20 protein-coding genes are annotated in these 23,101 nt (G+C 71.2%); 10 read left to right on the top strand and 10 right to left on the bottom strand.

Annotation, left to right across the window (positions count from 1 at the left end; all coding sequences use genetic code 11):
* Both IQ210_RS26955 and IQ210_RS26950 read right to left on the bottom strand, forming a co-directional pair.
* A complete protein-coding gene (locus tag IQ210_RS26955) occupies window positions 1-1,065 on the bottom strand; it encodes a sugar ABC transporter substrate-binding protein (protein WP_194081719.1) in 1,065 nt (354 codons plus the stop codon).
* A 61-nt stretch (window positions 1,066-1,126) separates the two neighbouring features.
* On the bottom strand, window positions 1,127-2,161 hold the full coding sequence (locus IQ210_RS26950; protein WP_194081718.1) for an ABC transporter permease: 1,035 nt from the start codon (window positions 2,159-2,161) through the stop codon (window positions 1,127-1,129).
* A 135-nt stretch (window positions 2,162-2,296) separates the two neighbouring features.
* Between IQ210_RS26950 and IQ210_RS26945 the strand changes: the two genes are divergently transcribed.
* A complete protein-coding gene (locus IQ210_RS26945) occupies window positions 2,297-3,022 on the top strand; it encodes an SDR family NAD(P)-dependent oxidoreductase (protein ID WP_194081717.1) in 726 nt (241 codons plus the stop codon).
* On the opposite strand, the gene IQ210_RS26940 is transcribed toward IQ210_RS26945, so the two are convergent.
* Window positions 2,999-3,712 (bottom strand): MerR family transcriptional regulator, encoded by a 714-nt coding sequence (locus IQ210_RS26940; protein ID WP_194081716.1) that lies wholly within the window; start codon window positions 3,710-3,712, stop codon window positions 2,999-3,001. The genes IQ210_RS26945 and IQ210_RS26940 overlap by 24 nt on opposite strands.
* Before the next feature lie 226 nt (window positions 3,713-3,938).
* On the opposite strand from IQ210_RS26940, the gene IQ210_RS26935 reads away from it, so the two are divergent.
* Genes IQ210_RS26935 through IQ210_RS26925 form a run of 3 tightly spaced genes read left to right on the top strand, consistent with a single transcriptional unit; the run spans window position 3,939 to window position 6,424 of the window.
* Complete coding sequence (locus IQ210_RS26935; RefSeq protein ID WP_194081715.1) at window positions 3,939-5,396, top strand: amino acid permease; 1,458 nt, start codon at window positions 3,939-3,941, stop codon at window positions 5,394-5,396.
* Between the two features lie 40 nt (window positions 5,397-5,436).
* Complete coding sequence (locus IQ210_RS26930) at window positions 5,437-5,916, top strand: macro domain-containing protein (RefSeq protein WP_194081714.1); 480 nt, start codon at window positions 5,437-5,439, stop codon at window positions 5,914-5,916.
* Between the two features lie 19 nt (window positions 5,917-5,935).
* Window positions 5,936-6,424 (top strand): F0F1 ATP synthase subunit B family protein, encoded by a 489-nt coding sequence (locus IQ210_RS26925; protein ID WP_194081713.1) that lies wholly within the window; start codon window positions 5,936-5,938, stop codon window positions 6,422-6,424.
* 5 nt (window positions 6,425-6,429) lie between these two features.
* Here the strand turns inward: IQ210_RS26925 and IQ210_RS26920 are convergent, their stop codons facing one another.
* The gene (locus tag IQ210_RS26920; RefSeq protein ID WP_194081712.1) at window positions 6,430-7,317 is read right to left on the bottom strand and encodes an arginase family protein; all 888 of its coding nucleotides are present in this window, start codon (window positions 7,315-7,317) and stop codon (window positions 6,430-6,432) included.
* Between the two features lie 265 nt (window positions 7,318-7,582).
* Window positions 7,583-9,076: a M1 family metallopeptidase gene (locus IQ210_RS26915; protein ID WP_194081711.1), complete on the bottom strand. Its 1,494-nt coding sequence runs from the start codon at window positions 9,074-9,076 to the stop codon at window positions 7,583-7,585.
* Between the two features lie 184 nt (window positions 9,077-9,260).
* Between IQ210_RS26915 and IQ210_RS26910 the strand changes: the two genes are divergently transcribed.
* Both IQ210_RS26910 and IQ210_RS26905 read left to right on the top strand, forming a co-directional pair.
* Window positions 9,261-11,207 carry a Xaa-Pro dipeptidyl-peptidase gene (locus IQ210_RS26910; RefSeq protein WP_194081710.1) on the top strand — a complete coding sequence of 649 codons (1,947 nt, stop codon included), beginning with the start codon at window positions 9,261-9,263 and terminating at the stop codon, window positions 11,205-11,207.
* A 94-nt stretch (window positions 11,208-11,301) separates the two neighbouring features.
* Window positions 11,302-13,005, top strand: a complete 1,704-nt coding sequence (locus IQ210_RS26905; RefSeq protein ID WP_194081709.1) for a BCCT family transporter — start codon at window positions 11,302-11,304, stop codon at window positions 13,003-13,005.
* A 63-nt stretch (window positions 13,006-13,068) separates the two neighbouring features.
* Here IQ210_RS26905 and IQ210_RS26900 read toward each other — a convergent pair whose 3' ends face one another.
* Window positions 13,069-14,019: an FAD-dependent oxidoreductase gene (locus tag IQ210_RS26900; RefSeq protein WP_194081708.1), complete on the bottom strand. Its 951-nt coding sequence runs from the start codon at window positions 14,017-14,019 to the stop codon at window positions 13,069-13,071.
* Window positions 14,020-14,085: 66 nt separating this feature from the next.
* On the opposite strand from IQ210_RS26900, the gene IQ210_RS26895 reads away from it, so the two are divergent.
* Window positions 14,086-15,108: an oxidoreductase gene (locus IQ210_RS26895; RefSeq protein ID WP_194081707.1), complete on the top strand. Its 1,023-nt coding sequence runs from the start codon at window positions 14,086-14,088 to the stop codon at window positions 15,106-15,108.
* 62 nt (window positions 15,109-15,170) lie between these two features.
* A complete protein-coding gene (gene abc-f, locus IQ210_RS26890) occupies window positions 15,171-16,814 on the top strand; it encodes a ribosomal protection-like ABC-F family protein (RefSeq protein WP_194081706.1) in 1,644 nt (547 codons plus the stop codon).
* A gap of 55 nt (window positions 16,815-16,869) precedes the next feature.
* Here the strand turns inward: abc-f and IQ210_RS26885 are convergent, their stop codons facing one another.
* The 3 genes from IQ210_RS26885 to IQ210_RS26880 form a co-directional block, all read right to left on the bottom strand.
* Window positions 16,870-19,215, bottom strand: a complete 2,346-nt coding sequence (locus IQ210_RS26885) for a Tex family protein (RefSeq protein WP_194081705.1) — start codon at window positions 19,213-19,215, stop codon at window positions 16,870-16,872.
* Between the two features lie 80 nt (window positions 19,216-19,295).
* Window positions 19,296-19,427, bottom strand: coding sequence for an LPFR motif small protein (locus IQ210_RS47950; protein ID WP_252100555.1), 132 nt, complete (start codon window positions 19,425-19,427; stop codon window positions 19,296-19,298).
* Window positions 19,428-19,520: 93 nt separating this feature from the next.
* Window positions 19,521-20,390 (bottom strand): SCO6745 family protein, encoded by an 870-nt coding sequence (locus tag IQ210_RS26880; protein WP_194081704.1) that lies wholly within the window; start codon window positions 20,388-20,390, stop codon window positions 19,521-19,523.
* 113 nt (window positions 20,391-20,503) lie between these two features.
* Between IQ210_RS26880 and IQ210_RS26875 the strand changes: the two genes are divergently transcribed.
* Together IQ210_RS26875 and IQ210_RS26870 are read left to right on the top strand one after the other, a co-directional pair.
* On the top strand, window positions 20,504-21,463 hold the full coding sequence (locus IQ210_RS26875) for a GlxA family transcriptional regulator (RefSeq protein WP_194081703.1): 960 nt from the start codon (window positions 20,504-20,506) through the stop codon (window positions 21,461-21,463).
* A 208-nt stretch (window positions 21,464-21,671) separates the two neighbouring features.
* Window positions 21,672-22,307 carry a DJ-1/PfpI family protein gene (locus IQ210_RS26870; protein WP_194081702.1) on the top strand — a complete coding sequence of 212 codons (636 nt, stop codon included), beginning with the start codon at window positions 21,672-21,674 and terminating at the stop codon, window positions 22,305-22,307.
* Here IQ210_RS26870 and IQ210_RS26865 read toward each other — a convergent pair.
* Window positions 22,294-23,043 carry an enoyl-CoA hydratase/isomerase family protein gene (locus IQ210_RS26865; protein WP_194081701.1) on the bottom strand — a complete coding sequence of 250 codons (750 nt, stop codon included), beginning with the start codon at window positions 23,041-23,043 and terminating at the stop codon, window positions 22,294-22,296. The genes IQ210_RS26870 and IQ210_RS26865 overlap by 14 nt on opposite strands.
* Window positions 23,044-23,101: the final 58 nt, after the last annotated feature.

Here is a 23,101-nt window from a genome sequence, read left to right as displayed (position 1 = left end):
TCAGCGCGCGTCTTTCAGGGGATGCATCTGGGCGTCCTGGTCGCCGAGCAGCTTGTCGATCGTCGGCTTGTACCAGTCGTACGCCGCCTCCGGGGACTTCTGCCGGGCGATGATCTCGTCGATGTCGGCGGAGTCGACGACGCCGCCGGGGGAGAGGAACCAACCGTCGGGCAGCTTCCCGTCGTTGTCGCGCACCGACCGGATCAGGATCGCGGTGGAGAGGTAGCCCTTGAGGAAGTGCTGCGGGTCGATGGCGACGAAGTTCGAACCGTCCTTGACCGCCTCCAGGGTCTTGGGGTCGACGTCGAATCCGGCCGTCAGCCACTTGCCGTTCTTCTGCTTCTTGATCTTGGCGAGGTTGTAGCTGTCGGCGTCGCCGACCCCGAGGAACGCCAGCGCGTTCGGGTGGGCGTTGACCTGCGCGGACCAGGAGCTGTAGTTCTGCCCCGGATCGCTGTACGTCTGGAAGGGGCCGACGATCCTGACGTTCGGCGCCTCCTTGTTGAACGTGTCCTTGATGCCCTTGGCTCGGCTGTCCAGCACCGGCGTCCCCGGATTGGGCACGCCGATCGCGACCTCGCCCTTCGGGTCGTCACCGAGCCGCTTCAGCGCCTCCTTCGCCATCAACTCGCCCAGCGCGTAATTGTCGTTGCCGACGTAGAACCCCACCTTGCTGCCGTCGGTGGGGGAGGTGTCCAGGGCGACGATCGGGATGCCCTTGTCGACGGCCTGCGCGGCGGGGCGGGTGAAGATCGGCGGGTCGAGGTTCTCCAGGACGATGCCGTCCTTGGCGGTGGCGGTCAGGTTCTGGAAGAGCTGCACCTCGGCGGGCCCGTCGGTGTTGGGCGGGCCGACCGCCTTGAAGTCGACGTCCTTCGCGTGGTCGGCGGCGCTCTCCGCGCCCAGCACCATCTCGTGGGCGAAATTGAGCGAGATGTTGGCCACCGCGATGCCCATGTCCAGCTTGCCGCCGCTGCCAGTGTCACCGTCGCCGCACCCGGCGGAGGCGCCGAGCAGGATGAGGGCACCGAACGCGGCGGCTACCGTGCGGAATTGACGTTGCATCAGACCCTCCCAGGCCACACGGCTCGTCCAAGGCGATACGGCTCGTCGGCCGCGACACCGCTCATCGGCGGCGGCGCCCGGTCCGGCGCAGCGCGCTGTCCGCCGCGACCGCGACGAGGATCACCCCGCCGGTCGCGAACGACGTCCAGTTGATCGGTACTTCGAAGAACACGAGCCCCGCGGCGACGACGGAGAGGATCATCGCGCCCGCCACCGCGCCGATCACCGAGCCGCGCCCGCCGGCCAGCGGGGTGCCGCCGATGATGCACGCGGCGATGGCCTGCAACTCGTAGCCCTGGCCGAGCGTCGGGTCCCCGGCCCCGTAGAAGGCGAGGGCGAGCGCGGCGGCGCACGCCGTGGTGAGCCCGGACAGGGCCAGCGCCTGGACGCGGGTACGGACGACCGGGATGCCGCTGAACGCGGCGGCGTCGGGGTTGGACCCGATCGCCCGCACCCGCGCCCCGAAACGGGTACGGGCGAGCACCACGGCCAGCACGACGACCACCGCGAGCAGCACCCACAGCGCGAACGGCACCCCGCCCGGATCACCGCCCGCGAAGGTGAAGTACGAGTCGTTCAGGGGCAGATCGGTGATCTGCTTGCCGTCGGCCAGCGCGAGTCCGACCCCGCGGAACAGCATCAGCGTGCCCAGCGTCACGATGAACGAGGGCAGCGCCAGCAGCGTCGTCACCGCCGCATTGAACACCCCGCACGCGACGCCGGTGAGCAGCATGACCGGCACCGCCGACCAGGGCGCCCACCCGTCCCGCACGAGCAGCGCACCGACGACCAGGACCATCGCGTACGTGCCGCCCACCGACAGGTCCACCTCGCGCATGGCGAGCGCGAACACCATCCCGCACGCCATCAGCGAGATGTAGACGGAGTTGTGCGCGGTGGACAGCAGGTTGTCGGTGTCGAGGAAGTCCGGGTAGGGGATGCCGATCCCGGCCACCAGCAGCCCCAGCACGATCAGCACACCCAGCTCGTCCCGCACCAGCCGGCGGGGCAGGGACGTCAACGGCCGCGGCAGACGCGGCTGTCGAGGATCGCGGGCGCGCTCGGCGTCGTCCACGGCACGCTCGGTCTCGGTCATCGGGCACCGCTCCCGGTCCTTCCGGCGCTGGGGTCGCCCGCAGCGTCGACCCAACCGGCACGAGCGGCAACGCGGGCGTTCCAGCGAGTGGAATGCGCCCTTGCCCATGGCCTGAGGGGTCCCCACACTCGCCCCATGGAGACGCGTACCGCCCTTGTGACCGGCGCGGCACAGGGCCTCGGGCAGGAGTTCGCGATGGCGCTCGCCGGGCGCGGCTACCGGGTCGCCGGACTCGATCTCGTGCCGCAGCCGCAGACCGCGGGCAAGGTCCTCGACTACCTGGAACTGGTCGGCGACGTCACCGACGAGGAGGTGGTCGAGGACCGACTGGAGCGCGTCGTCGAGCAGTTCGGCACCCTGCACGTCGTCGTCAACAACGCGGGGGTGTATCCGTCCAAGCCCTTCGAGGAGACGACCCCTGACGACTGGCGCCGGGTCATGCGCGTCAACCTGGAGGCCCCGTATCTCGTGACCCGCGCGGCACTGCCGTACCTGAAGGCGGCCGGCTGGGGCCGCGTCGTCAACATCGCCTCCGCGGCGGTCTTCACGGCACCGCCCACGATGGTCCCGTACGTCGCCTCGAAGATGGGCCTGATCGGCTTCACCCGCGCCCTCGCCGCCGCGCTCGCCCCGTACGAGATCACCGTCAACGCCATCGCGCCCACCATGGTCCGCACCGCCACCGCGGAGCGGACCGTCGGCGCGGACGGCGGCTTCGAGGCCGTCCGCGGCGGGCAGGCCGTCCACCGCACCCAGGAGCCGTCCGACCTGGTGTCGACGCTGCTGTACGTCGTCGACGAGGGCAGCGCCTTCCTGACCGGGCAGACCCTCAACGTGTCAGGAGGGTCCGCCTACCTGTGACGTGGTGCCCCACCCGCTCAGCTCCTCCTTGAGGGACCGCTGGAACGTCGTCAGCAGCGCCTGCACCACGATCGGGTGCATATGGGCCGACAGCGACCGCACGTCCTCCGTGCCCCGCTCCGACACCTCGCCGCGGAACAGCTCCGCCAGTTCGTGCGCCGCCACGCGCGCGTGCTCCACGAGCACGTTCCGCGCGGCGAGGATCGACTCCTGGGACAGCGGTACGTCGAGCAGCCGCACACCGAGCCGCAGCAGCCCCGCGTCGAAGCGGTAGCCGTCACCGTCGGGGTCTACGACACCCATCGCCGCGAGCCGCTCGATGTCCTCCTCCGTCAGCCGCCGGCCCGACCGCTCCTCCAGCTCCCGCCGGTCGGCCGTCTCCACGGTGTCCGGCGCCCAGGAGGCGACGACCGCGCGGTGCATCGCGAGGTCGTGCGGGCTCAGGTCGGGCGGCAGCTGCCGCAGATACCGCTCGATCGCGGCCAGCGTCATCCCCTGGTGCTGGAGCTCCTCGATGAGCTCCAGCCGGGCCAGGTGCTCCCTGCCGTAGTGCCCCACACGGCGCGGGCCGATCACCGGCGGCGGCAGCAGCCCCCTGGTGCTGTAGAAGCGCACGGTGCGGACCGTGACGCCCGCACGCGCCGCCAGCTCATCGACGGTGAGGGTCGGCTTCCCGGTGTCGGTCGTCATGTGCAGCAGTATCGCTGTCTCACCAGTGCTGTGAAACCTCCCGAGCACCCTCCCCGATCATGTGACATGTCCCGCTGTGTGAGGTCCGCCACCGCGTGACCTGCGTGGTTCGGGGGAAGGTGGCCCCTTGGTCCGTGCCTCCACCCGAGCGCACGGGCCATACGTACGTCAGGACACCCGAGCGCGACCCGCTCGGGCGCCCCCGCACCAGAGAGTGGTACCACCTGTGAGCAAGGACGCTGTGGACACGGCAACAGCCACCGAGGTGGCCCGGACGCCCGCGGACGCGGGTGACGCCGGCTACAGCAAGGACCTCAAGGCGCGCCACGTCAACATGATCGCCATCGGCGGCGCGATCGGCACCGGCCTCTTCCTCGGCGCCGGAGGACGTCTCCACAACGCCGGCCCGGCGCTCGCGATCGCCTACCTGGTCTGCGGGATCTTCGCCTTCTTCGTGGTCCGCGCCCTCGGCGAACTCGTCCTCTACCGCCCCTCCTCCGGCTCCTTCGTGTCGTACGCGCGCGAGTTCCTCGGTGAGAAGGGCGCGTACGTCGCCGGCTGGATGTACTTCCTGAACTGGTCGACGACCGGCATCGCCGACATCACCGCGATCGCGCTCTACACGCACTACTGGAGCCTGTTCACCGACATCCCGCAGTGGACGCTGGCCCTGATCGCCCTCGCGGTCGTCCTCGCCGTGAACCTGATCTCGGTGAAGATCTTCGGCGAGATGGAGTTCTGGTTCGCGATCATCAAGGTCGCCACCCTGGTCGGCTTCATGCTCGTCGGCATCTTCCTGCTGGCCACGCAGCACCAGGTGGGCGGTACGACCCCCGGCGTGAGCGTGATCACCGACAACGGCGGCGTCTTCCCGCACGGCCTGATGCCGGTCGTCCTCGTCATGCAGGGCGTGATCTTCGCGTACGCCGCCCTGGAGCTGGTCGGCGTCGCCGCGGGCGAGACCGCCGAGCCGGAGAAGGTCGTCCCGCGCGCGGTGAACTCGATCATGTGGCGCGTGGGCCTGTTCTACGTCGGCTCGGTCGTCCTCCTCGCCCTCCTGCTCCCCGGCTCGGTCTACTCGGCCGACGAGAGCCCCTTCGTCACGGTCCTGTCGAAGATCGGCGTCGAGGGCGCGGGCGACGTGATGAACCTGGTCGTCCTGACCGCGGCGATGTCGTCCCTCAACTCCGGCCTCTACTCCACGGGCCGCATCCTGCGCTCCATGGCGATGGCGGGCTCGGCCCCGAAGTTCACCGCCCGCATGAACCGCAGCCAGGTCCCCTACGGCGGCATCCTGCTCACCTGCGCGGTCTGCGTGCTCGGCGTCGGCCTCAACTACCTCATGCCGAGCCAGGCCTTCGAGATCGTGCTGAACGTCGCCTCCCTCGGCATCATCAGCACCTGGGTGATCATCATGGTCTGCCATCTGGTCTTCGTCCGCCGCGCGCGGGCCGGCCTGGTCACCCGCCCCTCCTTCCGGCTGCCGTTCAGCCCGGTCACGGAGATCGCCACGATCGCCTTCCTGCTGGCCTGCCTCGGCATGATGGCGAACGACCCCGAGGTCGGCCGCAAGACCCTGCTGCTGATCCCGGTGATCGCGGCGATGCTCGTCGCCGGCTGGTACGCGGTCCGGCGCCGGGTGGAGCGGACGACGGACCGGGAGCTGACCGAGCTCACGAAGTAATCCAGGGGCCGTTGTCAGTGGCGGCCTCTACGGTGGCGTCATGTCGGAGATCACTTACGTCCGGGGTGACGCCACCGTTCCGTCGGTGAAGGGCGTCAAGGTGATCGCCCATGTCTGCAACGACATCGGGGGATGGGGAAAAGGCTTCGTGCTCGCGCTGTCGCGCCGCTGGCCCGAGCCGGAGGCGGCGTACCGCGCCTGGCACCGCGGCCGGTCCGCCAACGACTTCGGGCTGGGCGCGGCCCAGTTCATCCAGGTCGAGCCCTACGTCTGGGTGGCCAACCTGGTCGGGCAGCGCGGCATCCGTACGGGCAGCAAGGGCGTCCCCGTCCGGTACGAGGCGATCGACGCGGCGCTGGAGAGGCTGGCCGACAAGGCCGTGGAGCTCGGGGCCTCGGTCCACATGCCCCGGATAGGGTGCGGGTTGGCCGGGGGCAAGTGGTCCCGCGTCGAACCGCTGATCGCCGAGCGGCTCGTACGACGGGGGATCGCCGTCACGGTCTACGACCACGGCGACTGACGGCACGGCAGGAGGCGGTATGGACCTCATTCCGGTGGAGATCGGCCCGCTGAACCCCCAGGTCCAGGATCTGGCGGTCGGGGTGGTGCTGTTCGGCGTCTGCTTCCTCTGTCTGGTCCCGTTGCTGCGCCGGATGAACCGGGTCCTGGAGGCGCGCGAGCAGGCCACGGACGGGGTCACCGCGCAGGCCGAGCAGCTCCGCGCGCTGGCCGAGGAGAAGCGCGCCGAGGCCGAGGCCGAACTCGCCGACGCCCGCCATGACGCGGCCCGCACCCGTCAGCGGGCCGAGGCGGAGGGCGCCGCGCTCATCGCCGAGGCCCGCGCGGAGGGCATACGCGAACGCGACGAACTCCTCGCCCGGGCCGCCACCCGCATCGACGCCGACCTGACGGCCGCCCGAGCCGAACTCCAGGACTACCTCCCCGAGTTGGCGGCGGAGTTGGCGAGCCGGGTGCTGGGGGAGCCGGTGGGCCCGGAGGCCCCGACGCGCGCGGCGGACGCCGTGTGACCGGGTCAGCCCTGGGCGGCGAAGCCGCGTAGCAGGCACTCGGTCAGCCGTGCCGTGATGCTGCCGTCCGGATCGAGGCGTGGGTTGAAGATCGTGACGTCGAGGCCGACCGCGCCGGTGCCGGACAGGGCCGTACGCAGGACGGTCTCCAGCTCGTCCCAGCTCAGCCCGCCGTCCAGCCGATAGTCCACGGCGGGCATGACCGCGTCGTCCAGCACATCGACGTCGAGATGCACCCAGTACCCGGCGTCGCCGCGCTCACCGGTCAACACCTCCACCGCGTGCCGCGCCGCCTCACCCGCCCCCAGCTCCCGCACCCGGTCGAGATCCAGCGCGTGCAGTTCCTCCGGCAGCGGCTGCACCCCGAACACCGCCACCTCCGCCTGGTCCCGGAAGCCCAGCGCGACGACGTCCCCGTCCCGCACCAGCGGCCCCAGCCCCTCCAGATCGGCGAGGACCGCGGGCCCGCGCCCGGTGGCCAGGGCCAGCTCCATCGAGGCGACCTCGCCGACCGGCTCCGCCTCCGGCTGGTAGAAGTCGGTGTGGCCGTCGAGGAACAGCAGGCCGTGCCGCCCCCGGCGACGCAGGGCGAGCAGATTGCCGAGGAGGATGCTGCAGTCGCCGCCCAGCACCACCGGGAACCGCCCGTCGTCCAGCACCCCGCCCACCGCGTCCGCCAGCCGTACGGCGTGCTCGGCGATCCCGGCCGGATTGAGCACCCCGCTCTCCGGGTCCCGCTCCGGGTCGTACGGGCCGGGGTCCACCCTGCCCGCCGACGCCGTGCCGAGGCCGTCGGCGAGACCCGCGTCGAGCAGTGCCCGGGGCAGCTCCTCGACGCCGGTCGGCCGCAGCCCCAGCACGGACGGTGCCTCGATGATCGCGACGTCCCGCACTCCGACTCCCTCGTCAGGCGGCGCCGGTCGGCCCACGCGTCCGGCGACGTGGGCCCACCGTAGACCGCGGGAGGGCGCGGAGCGCGGCAGCGCCAACGCCCGGCGAGGCGCCCCACACCACCTGCCGAGTACCCCTTCTCAACGGGCCGCAGCGCCCTGAAGGGGCGCGGGGCGTGCCGATCTGCGGCTCCGCCGCGTGGGCGCGACCGGCCACAACGGCGCCGCAGACGCTCGACGACCCATCACCGCACAGCCCGCGGAGCGCTCAGTGCGCGTGTACGTCGTTCGTCGCCGCGATCTTCTTCCACGACTTCGGCTGCTCCGGAGCGGCCGACGCCCCCGCGATCGACGCGGCCCGCGCCGCCGGTGCGGCCGGCTTCGTCGGCTGGAACAGCCAGGTGTCGAACAGCGCCGACAGCGACTGCCCGGACACCTCCTCCGCGTACGTCCGGAAGTCGGCGACGGACGCGTTGCCGTACGCGTACTTCTGTGGCCAGCCCTTCAGGACCGTGAAGAACGCGTCGTCGCCGATCTCGTTCCGCAGTGCCTGGAGCGCCAGCGCGCCCCGGTCGTAGACCGCGATGTCGAACTGGTTCTCCGGCCCCGGGTCACCGGGCTTCACCGTCCAGAACGGGTCGTCGGCAGGGTGCGAGTCGTACACGTAGTCCGCGAGCTCCTGCGCGGTGCCCTCGTCCTCGTGCTCGGACCACAGCCACTGCGCGTACCGCGCGAAGCCCTCGTTGATCCAGATGTCCTTCCAGCCGGACACGGACACCAGGTCGCCGTACCACTGGTGGGCCAGCTCGTGCACGACCACCGACACGTTGGACCCGTTCGCGAACTGCCGCGGGCTGTAGAACGGCCGGGTCTGCGTCTCCAACGCGTACCCGGTGGTGGTGTTCGGCACGTACCCGCCGAGCGCGTTGTAGGGGTACGGCCCGAAGTACTCGCTCAGCCAGTCGGCGACCTCCCCGGTCCGCTCGATGCTGGCCCGGGCGGCACCGTCGTTGGCGCCGAGATCCTTGCTGTACGCGTTGATGACCGGAATACCGCTCTCGGTCTTCCCGGTCGTGATGTCGAACCTGCCGACGGCCAGCGTCGCGAGATAGGTGGCCTGCGGCTTGTCGGAGCGCCAGTTCCAGCGGGTCCAGCCGAGGCGTGAACTCGTCGACTGGAGCGTGCCGTTGGAGATAGCCTGGCTGCCGTCCGGCACCAGGACCGAGACGTCGTAGGTGGCCTTGTCGAGCGGGTGGTCGTTGCTCGGGAACCACCACCAGGCCGACTCGGGCTCATTGGCGCCGACGCCACCGTCCGGAGTGCGGTGCCAGCTGGTGAAGCCGTACGCCTGCTTCGACGACGGCACCCCGCTGTACCGCACCACGACCGTCACCGAAGTCCCCTTCGGCAACGGCGACTTCGGCGTGATCTCCAGCTCGTGCTCGCCGGACGCGGCGAACGACGCCTTCGCGCCGTTGACCCGCACCTCGGAGACATTCAGCAGGAAGTCCAGGTTGAAGCGGGACAAGTCCTGCGTGGTGCGGGCGAGAAGGGTCGCCGTGCCCTCCAACTCGTCCGTCGCGGGCTGGTACTTCAGCCGCAGGTCGTAGTGGGAGACGTCGTATCCGCCGTTGCCGTAGGTCGGGTAGTAGGGGTCGCCGATGCCCGGGGCGCCAGGGGAGTAGCTCGCGGCCGATGCCGGGATCGCCAGCAGGACGGACGCGGCAGCGAGTGCGCCCGGCGCGATGATTCTGCGGTGCACGAAAGCTCCAAGTCGTAGGGGCACGAAGTCTGTTCGAAGCCTATTCATCACCTGTGGGCCCAACCGTGTCCACGCCCACCCCTGTCACACGATCGCCATTCGGCCGTCATGAGCGGACCCACGCCACTCCACGCGTCGAACGGCCCTCTTTTGCGCAGGAGTTGACCGATGTACCGTCCGCGCCATGCCGATACGCACGCGCTTCACGATCTGGAGACCGCTCGCGACCGCGGCCACCGCCGCCCTGCTGGCCACGTTCCTCACCCCCGCCGCCGCACAGGCAGCGCCCCGGGAGAGCCGACCCGTCTACTCCTACGAGAACGCCGTACGCGAGGCGGTCTGGGTGGACACCGGCCTCGACGGGGACGGCGACGGCAAGAAGGACCGCGTGGCCGTCGACATCGTCCGCCCCCGCGAACCCGCCCAACAGGGCCGCAAGGTTCCGGTCATCATGGACGCCAGCCCGTACTACTCCTGCTGCGGGCGCGGCAACGAGAGCCAGAAGAAGACGTACGACGCCAATGGCAACGTCGTCCAGATGCCGCTCTTCTACGACAACTACTTCGTGCCGCGCGGCTACGCCTTCGTCGGCGTCGACCTCGCCGGCACCAACCGCTCCGACGGCTGCGTGGACGTCGGCGGCCGCTCGGACATCTGGTCGGCGAAAGCAGTGGTCGACTGGCTGAATGGCCGAGCCACCGCCTACACGACCCGGACCGGCACCGCCCGCGCGGCCAAGCCCTCCTGGACCAACGGCAGAACCGGCATGATCGGCAAGAGCTGGGACGGCACCATAGCCAACGGCGTCGCCGCGACCGGCGTCAAGGGCCTGAAGACCATCGTCCCGATCAGCGCCATCTCCTCCTGGTACGACTACTACTTCCAGCAGGGCGCCCCGCTCTACGACTCCGGCCCCGACTGGCTCTCCGACTACGTCGACAGCCCCGACGCCCGCGCCAAGTGCGCCGCCGTCCAGCAGAAGATCGTCGACGGCGCCCCGCGCACCGGCGACTGGACGGGCTTCTGGACCGAGCGCGACTACGTCAAGGACGCCGCCAAGGTGAAGGCCAGCGTCTTCGCCATCCACGGCCAGCAGGACCTCAACGTCCGCATGAAGCACCTCGGCCAGTGGTGGGACGCCCTCGCGAAGAACGGCGTCGAGCGCAAGATCTGGCTCTCCCAGACCGGCCACGTCGACCCCTTCGACTTCCGCCGCGCGGAATGGGTCGACACCCTGCACCGCTGGTTCGACCACGAACTCCTCGGCTACGACAACGGCATCGACCGCGAGCCGATGGCCGACATCGAACGCCATCCCGACCAGTGGGTGACGTCGAAGCTCTGGCCTCCGCGCGGCACCAGCACCGCCACCCTGCGCCCCGACCGGGGCACCCAGCCCGGCGTCGGCACCCTCGGCCTTACCAAGGGCACCGGCACCGAGACCTTCACCGACAACCCGGCGCTGAGCGAGACGGACTGGGCCGCCCGGATCGACAGCTCCACCCCCGACAAGGCGGGCTTCACCACCGGCGCGCTCACCAAGGACGTCCGCATCTCCGGCTCCTCCAAGGTCACCGTCACCGCCACGCCCACCACCTCGACGGCCCACCTCTCCGCCGTCCTCGTGGACCTCGGCCCGAACACCATCCGGGACTACGCGGCGAGCGGCGAGGGCATCACCACGCTCACCGACCGCACCTGCTGGGGCGTCAGCACCGCCGGTGACAGCGCCTGCTTCAAGGTCACCCAGGCCAAGACCGCCGACGTCGACTACGAGGTCGTCAGCCGCGGCTGGGCCGACCTCGGCACGTACGCGAACCCCGGCAAGGGCGTCCCGCTCACGCCGGGCAAGGCGTACACGATCACCCTCGACCTGGCGGCCACCGACCATGTCGTCCCGGCCGGCCACCGGCTCGCCCTGATCGTCGCGGGCACGGACAAGGACCTGATCGACCCGCCGTCCACCACGCCCACCCTCACGCTGGACCTGTCCCGCACGAAGGCGAGCGTCCCGCTGGTCGGCGGCGCCCCGGCCTTCGCCCACGCCACCGACGGCGCCGCCACCGTCGTACCGGAGTCCACGCGGCTCGACGGCGTCCAGGCGCCGCGATCCGTCCAGCGCGTCCCGTAGAAATCCAGGAATTCGACATCGACTGTTGAAAACCGAGTCATGTGCGGTACCTGTGGTAGGCCGTATCCATGGGTTTCGGGAGAAGGTGCCGCAAATGACGGAAGACATGAAGAAAAGGGGTGGCGGGGAAGGTGCGGCGGACCTTCCCCGCGACCACACCACCGACCGCGTGGTGTTCGGGGTCACCGCCGTCATCACCGTGGCGTTCGTGATCTGGGGCTCCACGGCGACGGACTCGCTGGAGAGCGCCTCCACGAAGATGCTCAACGGCCTGATCAAGAACGGCGGTTGGGCCTTCATGCTGGCCGCCTCCTGCTTCGTGGTCTTCGCGCTGTGGCTCGCGGTCAGCCGCTACGGCCGCATCCACCTCGGCGCCGAGGGCGAGGAGCCCGAGTTCCGGACCGTGTCGTGGGTCGCGATGATGTTCAGCGCCGGCATGGGCATCGGTCTGATGTTCTACGGCGTGAGCGAACCCCTCGCTCACTACACGACCCCGCCGCCGGGCACGAACCCCGCCGACTCCGGTGACCGCATGGAGACGGCGATGGCGACCACCCTGTTCCACTGGACGCTGCACCCCTGGGCGATCTACGCGGTGGTCGGCCTCGGCATCGCCTACAGCACCTTCCGCAAGCGCCGGCGCCAGACCATCAGCGCCGTGTTCACCCCGCTCATCGGGGAGCGGCACGCCGAGGGCGGCGTCGGCCGGGTCATCGACATCCTCGCGATCATCGCCACCATCTTCGGCTCCGCGGCCTCCCTCGGCCTCGGCGCTCTCCAGATCGGCTCCGGGTTCCAGGAGTTGGACTGGATGGACGACGTCAGCACCGGACTGCTCGTCGCGATCATCGCCGTCCTCACGCTGGCGTTCGTCGCCTCGGCGGTCTCGGGCGTCGAGCGGGGCATCCAGTGGCTGTCCAACACCAACATGGTGCTCGCCCTGATCCTCGCCGTGTTCGTGTTCATCGCCGGGCCCACGATCATCGTCCTCGACCTGCTGCCCACCTCGATCTTCTCGTACCTGGGCGACCTTCCCCAGCTCGCCGGCCGCACCGAGGCGAGCGGCGGCAAGGGCGTCGCCGACTGGCTCGGCAGCTGGACCGTCTTCTACTGGGCCTGGTGGATCTCCTGGACGCCGTTCGTCGGCATGTTCATCGCCCGCATCAGCCGCGGCCGCACCATCCGCCAGTTCGTCGGCGGCGTCATCCTCGTCCCCAGCACGGTCAGCCTGATCTGGTTCGCCGTCTTCGGCGGCACGGCGATGAAGCTGAAGGAGGGCGGCGCGCTCGCCGGCGAGGACACCCCCGAGGGCCAACTCTTCGGCGTGCTCCAGGAGTTCCCCATCGCCACCGCCACCAGCCTGCTCGTCATGATCCTGGTCGGCATCTTCTTCGTCTCGGGAGCCGACGCCGCCTCCATCGTGATGGGCACGCTCTCCCAGAAGGGCGCGCTCGAACCCGGCCGGTTCGTCGTGGTGTTCTGGGGCATCGTCACCGGCGCCGTCGCCGCCATCATGCTCCTTGTCGGCAGCGGCCAGGGCGACGCCCTCACCGGCCTGCAGAACCTCACGATCCTGGCCGCCGCGCCCTTCGTCCTCGTGATGATCGGCATGTGCGTCGCCCTCATGCGCGACCTGCGCCGCGACCCGGTCATCGTGCGCGGCGAGATGGGCTCCGAGGCCGTCGAACTCGCCGTGATCGAGGGCCACAAGAGGTACGACGGCGACTTCGAGATCCGGGTCGGCCCGGGGCCCGGCACGGAGACGGAGGGCGACCCGCTGGGCCACGACCACGGTTAGGCTCCGCCGCGAGAGCGGTGACGAATCCGCGGGCCGGCGGGGGCTGGTCGCGCCAGGACCGATTCAGGTCGTGGCCAGCCCCGCGGCCTCCTCCGCACACCCCCACGCCACCGTCACACCCGCCCCGCCGTGCCCGTAGTTGTGCACCAACACCCGCCCGCCGGGCAGGAGTTCACGCTCCAGCCGGACCGCGTCCCGGGCCGGCCGCAGCCCCACCCGGTGCCCCAGCACCCGCGCCCCCGCGATCTCCGGCCGCAGCGCCGCACACCGCCGTACGATCGCCTCGGCCACGGCCGGATCGGGCTCCGTGGACCACTCACCCTCGACCGCCGTACCGCCCAGCAGCAGCCGCCCCGGCTGCGGGAAGAAGTACGCCATCTGCCCGTCGGCACCCGTCGACACCACCCACGTCCGGATGCCCGGGTTCTCCACCACGACCAACTGCCCCCGCACCGGCACCATCGACGGGTCCGGCACCAGCTCAGCCGCACCCAGCCCCGTGCAGTTGACCACCACGGCCGCATCGACGTCGGCCAGATCGGACACCGTACGCGTCTCGACCACCCCGCCCGCCTCGACGAACCGCCGCCGCAGCCACGGCAGATGGGCCGCCATGTCGACCAGCGGCAGCCGCGCCCACAGCCCGGTCCCGGCGTACTCCTCGGCGGTGACCGGCCGCAGCCCCGGCAGCCGGGCGGTCAGCCAGCCGAACCCGTCGTCCAGCTCCTCCTCACCCAGTACCCCTTCGACCATGCGTACGCCGGTACGGTCCGGGTCCGCCGCCAGCTCCTCGTACACGTCCAGCGAGCGCAGCGCCCACGCCCGCGCCGCCGCGACCGGCCTGATCCGGTACGGCCACCACAGCGCCCCGGCAACCGCCGAGGTGGTCCGCTCGACGGGGTCCCGCGTCCACACCCGCACCCGGCGCCCGCGCTCGGCCAGCACCACGGCCGTCGTCAGCCCGATCACGCCCCCGCCGACCACCACGACTTCGCTGCTCAGCTCACCGTCCACGACCGAAACGTAGCGGAATGTGTCATGCCGTGCTCAGAGGGCGCTTGCTGCGGGAATACTCGCAGCATGTCTGCCGAGTACGCGACCTTCGGCCTGGCACCGGCGATGCGTGCCGGTGGAGTCCTCGTCAACGGTGACTACCAAGTCCACCGCGACTTCGTGGACTTCATCGTCGACGGACGACCGTTGCTCTTCCAGCTCTCCGACCTCGACGCCGTCTCCCCACTCGCCTCGGACGTCCCACCCTCGATCTTCACCGCCCAGGTCCGCAGCCTCCTGCTGGAGACGGACGCCCCGCTTCCGGGCGGGCGCTACGTCATCTACGGCTGCCCCGAGTGCGAGGACCTCGCCTGCGGTGCCGTCACCGCCGTCATCGAGAAGGAGGGCGCCGACTACATCTGGCGGGACTTCGCCTGGCAGACCGACGAACGGGCCGACCTGGAGCTCAACGGCTACCACGGCATCGGCCCCTTCCGGTTCCACGGCGCCGACTACCGCGCGGCCCTCGACTCCCTGCTCACCTCCGGCACCGCGAGCCCGCGCCGCCGCGTCCTGCTGATCGGCGCCCGCGTCGCCCTCCTCGCCAAGCTCGCCGCCGCCCTGCGCACCATCGGCATCGGCGCCGACATCGCCCACGACGCCGACGGCGTCCCCGCCGACGAACTCCGCGGCTACGGAGCCGTCGCCTTCGGCCGGGCGATCGGCGAGGAGGAACGTGCCTCCGTGCGCCGCGCCTTCGACCGCGCGGGCGTGGACGTGACGTACGTGAACGGACTCGCCCCGATCGTCCCCCTCCTCGTCGCCCAGATCGAACACGCCCTCGACCGCAGCCCCGAGGAACAGCGCCGCCTGACCCGCCTGGTCGCCGCCGACGGCGAGGCGGGCGTCGAGGTCACCTCGCCCTGCCGGGTACGGCTCACCGCGTACCGCCTCGACCGGCTCTTCCGCACCCACGCCCAGGAGGTCTTCGACGGCGTCCTGGAGGCGGGCCGGCATCGGATCGCCCTGGACGCCAGGGCGGTGAAGGGGGAGGCCTTCGTGGTGGCGCGGACGTCGGGGAGCGTGCTGGTGGAAGCGATGGCCCATTGACAGGGGAGTGCTGAAGTGCCGGGGCGGATCGACGGACCGCCCTCGCTAAAATCGGTCCCCTGATGACTGCCACCCTCGTCGCCAAGAACCTCGCCGCCGGCCACGGCGACCGCTCCCTGTTCACCGGGCTCGACCTCGTCGTCGCGCCCGGTGACGTCATCGGGCTGGTCGGCGCCAACGGCGCGGGCAAGTCCACGCTGCTCAGGCTGCTCGCCGGGCTGACCGCACCGGAGGAGGGCGAGCTCAGGCTCTCCCCGCCGACCGCGACCGTCGGCCACCTCCCGCAGGAGCCGGAGCGCCGCCCCGGCGAGACGATCCGTGCCTTCCTGGCCCGCCGCACCGGCGTCGCCGAGGCCCAGCGGCTCATGGACGAGGCGACCCAGGCGCTCGTCGAGGGCGCCCCCGGCGCGGACGACGCCTATGCCACCAGCCTGGAGCGCTGGCTCGACCTCGGCGGCGCCGACCTCGACGAACGCGCCGAGGAGATCGCCGACTCCCTCGGCCTGGCCGTGGACCTCGACCAGCCGATGACCTCCCTGTCCGGCGGCCAGGCGGCCCGCGCCGGCCTCGCCTCCCTCCTCCTGTCCCGCTACGACGTCTTCCTCCTCGACGAGCCCACCAACGACCTCGATCTCGACGGCCTGGAGCGGCTGGAACGCTTCGTGAGCGGTCTGCGCGCCGGCACCGTCGTCGTCAGCCACGACCGCGAGTTCCTCACCCGCACGGTCACCAAGGTCCTCGAACTCGACCTCGCCCAGGGACAGATCAACCTCTACGGCGGTGGCTACGAGGCCTACCTGGAGGAGCGCGAGGTGGCCCGCCGGCACGCCCGCGACGACTACGAGGAGTACGCCGACAAGAAGGCGGCCCTCCAGGACCGCGCCCAGATGCAGCGCTCCTGGATGGACAAGGGCGTCAAGAACGCCCGCCGCAAGGCGAGCAACGACAACGACAAGATCGGCCGCAAGTTCCGCAGCGAGGCCAGCGAGAAGCAGGCCGCGAAGGCCCGCCAGACCCAGCGCATGATCGAACGCCTCGACGTGGTCGAGGAGCCCCGCAAGGAGTGGGAACTGCGCATGGAGATCGCCTCGGCCCCCCGCTCGGGGTCGGTCGTGGCGACCCTGCGCGACGCGGAGGTACGGCGCGGCGACTTCACCCTGGGTCCGGTCTCCCTCCAGATCGACTGGGCGGACCGGGTCGCGGTGACGGGCGCGAACGGCGCCGGCAAGTCGACGCTGCTGGCCGCGCTGCTGGGCCGGGTGCCGCTGACCTCCGGCCAGGCCTCGCTCGGCTCCGGCGTCCTGATCGGCGAGGTCGACCAGGCCCGCAAGCTGTTCCACGGCGAGGAGTCGCTGCTGGACGCCTTCGGGTCGGCCGTCCCGGACACGGAACCGGCGGAAGTCCGCACCCTGCTGGCCAAGTTCGGCCTCAAGGCGGACCACGTACTGCGCTCGGCGGCGACCCTGTCTCCGGGCGAGCGCACGAGGGCGGCACTGGCACTGCTCCAGGGGAGGGGCGTCAACCTGTTGGTCCTGGACGAGCCCACGAACCACCTGGACCTACCGGCGATCGAACAGTTGGAACAGGCCCTGGACGCCTACGAGGGCACGCTGCTCCTGGTCACGCACGACCGCAGAATGCTGGACGCGGTGAGGGTGACACGCCGCTTGGAGGTCTCAGCGGGCAAGGTGACCGAAACGCCGTAAGGGGCGCGGGGAACTGCGCGCCCAGCCACAACCGGCCCGCAGTTCCCCACAACCGTTACCGCCCCTTGTTCTTCGGGTCCAACAACCCCGCACGCCTGAGGGCGTCAGCCATAGCCCCGTTGGCCGGCGGAGCCTGCCGCTGGCGCTGCTGAGGCGGACGCCCCCCACGCTGCCGACGCTCACCCCCGCCCCCCTGCGCACCCTGCGGAGCCTTCTCGTCATCGAGCCGCAGCGTCAACGAGATCCGCTTCCGCGGAATGTCGACGTCCAGCACCTTCACCTTGACGATGTCACCGGGCTTGACCACATCGCGAGGGTCCTTCACGAACGTCTTGGACAGCGCGGACACATGCGCAAGACCGTCCTGGTGGACACCGACGTCGATGAACGCCCCGAACGCCGCCACGTTCGTCACGACGCCCTCCAGAATCATCCCGGGAGCGAGGTCGGAGATCTTCTCGACGCCCTCCTTGAAGGTGGCCGTCTTGAACGCGGGCCGAGGGTCACGCCCCGGCTTCTCCAGCTCCTTGAGGATGTCCGTCACGGTCGGCAGACCGAACGTCTCGTCCACGAACTCCTGCGGCCGCAGCGAGCGCAGCACCCCGGTGTTGCCGATGAGCGACGCGACCTCCTGGCCGGCCGTCTTCACCATGCGCCGCACGACCGGGTACGCCTCCGGGTGCACGCTGGACGCGTCGAGCGGGTCGACACCGTCGCGGATGCGGAGGAAGCCCGCGCACTGCTCGTAGGCCTTGGGGCCGAGCCGGGCCACCTTCTTCAGCTCCGTACGGGACGTGAACGGCCCGTTGGCGTCGCGGTGGGACACGATGTTCTCGGCGAGCCCGGAGGTGATGCCGGAGACGCGGGCGAGCAGCGGGGCGGACGCGGTGTTCACGTCCACGCCGACGCCGTTCACACAGTCCTCGACCACCGCGTCCAGCGAGCGCGACAGCTTCACCTCGGACAGGTCGTGCTGGTACTGGCCGACGCCGATCGACTTCGGGTCGATCTTCACCAGCTCGGCGAGCGGGTCCTGGAGGCGGCGCGCGATGGAGACCGCGCCGCGCAGCGACACGTCCATGTCGGGCAGCTCCTGCGAGGCGAACGCGGAGGCCGAGTACACGGACGCGCCCGCCTCGGACACCATCACCTTGGTGAGCTTCAACTCCGGGTGCTTGGTGATGAGTTCACCGGCGAGCTTGTCGGTCTCGCGGGACGCGGTGCCGTTGCCGATGGCGATCAGCTCGACCGAGTGCCGGGCGGCGAGCACGGCCAGCTTGGCGAGCGCCTCGTCCCACTTGTTGGCCGGGACGTGCGGGTAGATGACGTCCGTGGCGACGACCTTGCCGGTGGCGTCGACGACGGCGACCTTCACACCCGTACGGAAGCCCGGGTCGAGGCCCAGCGTCGCGCGCGTGCCCGCGGGGGCGGCGAGCAGCAGGTCGCGGAGGTTCTTCGCGAACACGTCGACCGCCTCGTCCTCGGCGGCCGTCCGCAGCCGCAGTCGCAGGTCGATGCCGAGGTGCACGAGGATGCGGGTGCGCCAGGCCCAACGGACGGTGTCCTTCAGCCACTTGTCGGCGGGACGCCCACGGTCGGTGATGCCGAACTTGTGGGCGACGATCCCCTCGTACGACGAAGGCCCGTCCGTGGGCTCCTCGGGCTCCAGGACGAGGTCGAGGACGTCCTCCTTCTCGCCGCGCAGCATCGCCAGGACACGGTGCGAGGGGAGCTCCTTGAACGGCTCGGCGAAGTCGAAGTAGTCGGCGAACTTGGCGCCCGCCTCCTCCTTGCCGTCCTTCACCTTCGCGGCCAGGCGCCCGCGCACCCACATGCGCTCGCGCAGCTCGCCGATCAGGTCGGCGTCCTCGGAGAAGCGCTCGGTGAGGATGGCTCGGGCGCCGTCCAGCGCGGCCTGCGGGTCGGCGACGCCCTTGTCGGCGTCGACGAACGCGGCGGCAGCGGCGAGCGGGTCGACCGTCGGGTCGCCGAGCAGCCCCTCCGCGAGGGGCTCGAGCCCGGCCTCGCGCGCGATCTGCGCCTTGGTGCGCCGCTTGGGCTTGTAGGGCAGGTAGATGTCCTCAAGGCGCGCCTTGGTCTCGGCGCCGCGGATCTGTGCCTTCAGCTCCTCGGTGAGCTTGCCCTGCTCACGCACCGACTCGAGGATCGCCGTCCGCCGCTCCTCCAGCTCCCGCAGATAGCGCAGCCGCTCCTCGATCGTGCGCAGCTGTGCGTCGTCGAGCATCTCGGTCGCTTCCTTGCGGTAGCGGGCGATGAAGGGCACCGTCGAACCGCCGTCGAGCAGCTCGACGGCGGCCTTGACCTGCCGCTCCCGTACGCCGAGCTCCTCGGCGATCCTTCCTTCGATGGACCCAACGTCGATGGGGGTGCGTGTCGTCACGATCCCGTACCGCCTTCTCACTGAGGTTGCGCGGCAATTGTGGCAGGTGGCACGGACAGTCGGGGATCAGGGCGCGGCCATCAGGCCCGGCGACTCCGGGTGGAACCCGAGGCTCCGCCGAAGAGCCGGGCCAGGGCGCGGAAGGGCAGCGTCACGACGGTGGCGATGGCGCCGCCGATCTGTCGCAGTACATCAGCGATGGCACGGAACACGGGGGTCTCCTTTCCCGTCCGGCCACGGTGACCGGACAGCCCCCGGGTACCTCGCCCGTGTCACGCCATGCGCGCGGCCGCCCGCGTCCGGCGTCAGCTCTTCCCGATCAGATCCGCCGGATACGCCCCCGCCGCCATGGCCGCCCGCGCGAAACCGGTTCCGAGTTCCGTCAGCCGTGCCACGCCGTCCGCGCCCAGGTGTTCGTACGGTGCCCGGTCCAGCCGGTCCGTCATGTCCTCGATCTCCTCACGGAGCGCCACGCCCCGCTCGGTCAGCTCGCCCGCCTCGTCCAGCAGCTCTCGGTCCCGGAGGCGGCCCCTCGCCGCGTCCCACTCCTCCTGGGTCCAGCCGCGGGTGCTGAAGATCCACTTCGGGGTCATGCCCCGTCCGGTCGCGGTGTGCGTCACCAGGGCCTCCAGGCCGTCCAGCCCCGCCGCCAGTAGCGCGGCGAGATGGCCGTCGCCCCGGTGCTCGCGCAGCAGGGTCGTGGCGTGGAAGTACGCCAGGTGCGGCTCCTCGGGCACCGGCAGGTCCGCGTACGCCGCGTACAGCGGGCGGGCGCTGCGGGAACAGGCCTCGGCGGCCCGCAGGGCCAGCTTCGCGGCTTCCGCGATCTCCGGTGACGTGACCGCGTCCTCGCCCAGCAGCCGCCTCAGGGACGCGTCCACGGCACGCGTGCGTGCCGCGAGCACGGCCTCGGGCGAGGCGATCGACCACACCGCGGGGACATGCCGGGCGACCAGCTCGTGCTTGTAGTTGTAGAAAGCCGCTGTCACCACCCCTGCCGCCACCGGGCCCATCGCGGCGGCCCGCACCGCGAAGTTGACGGCGCGGGGGTGCGTGATCCCGATGCCCGCCAGTTCGGTGCCCGTCTCGGGCGCGAAGTAGGAGGTGGCGTGCAGGGAGTTGAGCACGTTGTGACAGCGGCGGCCGGAGCGCGGCGCAAGGACGGCAGAAGTCATGCCCGGCAGGTTACCAACCGCTTGGTACGTCGCCCATGGCCTGGCGGACCATGGCAGGAAAGGTGGGGTACTCGTCATTGCGGCCATCGCGGGCCCCGCCAAGAATCGACGGCATGACGCAGCGAACCGTCCTCGTCGTCCTCTTCGACGACGTGCAGAGCCTCGACGTCACCGGCCCCCTGGAGGTGTTCGCCGGGGCCGAGCACCACACGCCGGGCACCTACCGCATCCGGACCGCCTCCCTGGACGGCGCCCCCGTGCGCACCTCCAGCGGCCTGACCGTCGTACCGGATCTCGCCCTTGCCGACACCCCCGCCCCGCACACCCTCCTCGTCCCCGGCGGACAGGGGACCCGGCGGCCCGACCCGCGCCTGACCGACTGGCTGCGCGAGAACGGGCCGCGCGCCGAGCGCCTCGTCTCGGTGTGCACCGGCGCGATCCTGCTCGCCGCCGCGGGTCTCCTGGACGGTCACCGCGTCACGACCCACTGGGCGTACAGCGACACCCTGGCCCACAACCACCCGGCCGTCGCCGTCGAACCCGACCCGATCTACATCCGGGACGGCAAGGTCGCCACCTCCGCCGGGGTCACCGCCGGCATCGACCTGGCCCTCGCCCTCGTCGAGGAGGACCTGGACCGGGACGTCGCCCTGACGATCGCCCGCCATCTCGTCGTCTTTCTCCGCCGTCCCGGCAACCAGGCTCAGTTCAGCGCCCAGTTGGCCACTCAGACCGCGCGGCGTGAGCCGCTGCGCGAGGTTCAGCAGTGGATCACCGAGCATCCGGACGGCGACCTCAGCGTCGAGTCCCTCGCCGCCCGCGCCCGGCTCTCCCCGCGCCACTTCGCCCGCGCCTTCCAGGCCGAGACCGGCACGACCCCCGGCCGCTACGTCGACCGGGTCCGCCTCGAACACGCCCGGCGCCTGCTGGAGGACACCACCGACGGCGTCGAGGAGATCTCCCGCGCCAGCGGCTACGGCACCCCCGAGGCCATGCGCCGCGCCTTCATCAGAACCCTCGGCGCCGCACCGGCGGAGTACCGCCGCCGATTCCGTCCCGCACCCGCCCACTGAAGGCGGCCCGGAGACACGCCGCCGGTTCACCCCGCACCCGCCGATTGAAGGCGGCCTGGCGACCCGCCGCCGGTTCACCCCGCACCCGCCGATTGAAGGCGGCCCGGAGACCCGCCGCCGGCTGACCCCACATCCGCCCACTGAAGGCGGCCCGGAGACCCGCCGCCGGCTCACCCCGCACCCGCCCACCGAAAGGACCGCAGAGACCGTGCAGATCGCCATCGTCCTCTTCGACCGCTTCACCGCCCTCGACGCCGTCGGCCCCTACGAGACCCTCGGCCGGCTCCCCGACGCGGAGACCGTCTTCGTCGCCGAGCGCACCGGCCCGGTCCGGACCGACACCGGGAACCTGGCCATCACCGCCGACAAGTCCCTCGCCGAGGTGCCGAACCCCGACATCGTCGTCGTCCCCGGCGGGCCGGGGCAGACCCCGCAGATGGAGAACCCGGTGCTGCTCGACTGGCTGCGCGCCGCCGACGCAGGCAGCACCTGGACGACGTCGGTGTGCACCGGCTCCCTGCTGCTGGCCGCCGCCGGACTGCTGGAGGGCCGCCGCGCGACCTCCCACTGGCTGGCCCTGGACTTCCTGAAGCAGTTCGGCGCCGAGCCCACCGGGGAGCGGGTCGTCCTCGACGGCAAGTACGTCACCGCGGCCGGCGTCTCCTCCGGCATCGACATGGGCCTCACCCTGCTCGGCAGGATCGCCGGCGACGAACACGCCCAGGCCGTCCAGCTGTTGACCGAGTACGACCCGCAGCCGCCCTACGACGCCGGTTCGCCGGAGAAGGCCCCGGCCCATCTCGTCGAGGAGTTCCGCTCGAAGAGCCGGTTCATCCTGACGTAGTCCAGGTGAAGCGCGGCTGCCTGCGCTCCAGGAACGCGGCGACGCCCTCCGCGGTGTCGCCGCTGCCGCGCGCCTGCTCGACCCAGTAACCGTCCCGGTCCGTCAGCCCGCCCGCGAATTCCTTCGCCGCCGCCTGCGTCAACTGCGAGCGGGACACCAGGATGCGGGTGAACTCGCCCACCCGCTTGTGCAGTTCACCCTCCGGCAGCACCTCGTCGACGAGGCCGGTGCGCAGCGCCCGCTCCGCGTCGATCAACTCGCCCGAGAACAGCAGGTACTTGGCGGCGGACGGCCCGACCAGCGCCACCAACCGCCGCGTGGAAGAAGCCGGATACACGATCCCCAGCTTCGCCGGCGTCACCCCGAACAGCGCGCCCTCCTCCGCGAACCGCAGATCACAGGCCGCCGCGAGCTGCGCACCGCCGCCCACACAGTGCCCCCGGATCGCCGCCAACGTCGGCTTCGGGAACGCCGCGAGCGCCTCCTCGGCCGCGACCGCCAGCCCCTGCGCCTCCTCCGGCGACCCCCGCAGCGTGGAGATGTCGGCCCCCGCGCAGAACGTCCCGCCCTCACCGGTCAGCACCAGCGCCCGTACGTCCGGATCGGCGGCCAGCGTGTCGAGCAGCGGCGGCAACGACCGCCACATCGCGGCCGTCATGGCGTTGCGCTTGGCCGGGTGACGGATGACGACGGTGGCGACCGACTCGGCCACGCGGTGCTGCAACTGGGGCTCCATGGCCGGATGCTAACCGCACCCCCCGACCGTACGATCGGGGAGGGGCCCCGTGCGAGGA

It is taken from the genome of Streptomyces justiciae (assembly GCF_015163075.1).
Classification (GTDB): domain Bacteria; phylum Actinomycetota; class Actinomycetes; order Streptomycetales; family Streptomycetaceae; genus Streptomyces; species Streptomyces justiciae.
This window is presented reverse-complemented; position numbering and strand designations above follow the sequence as displayed.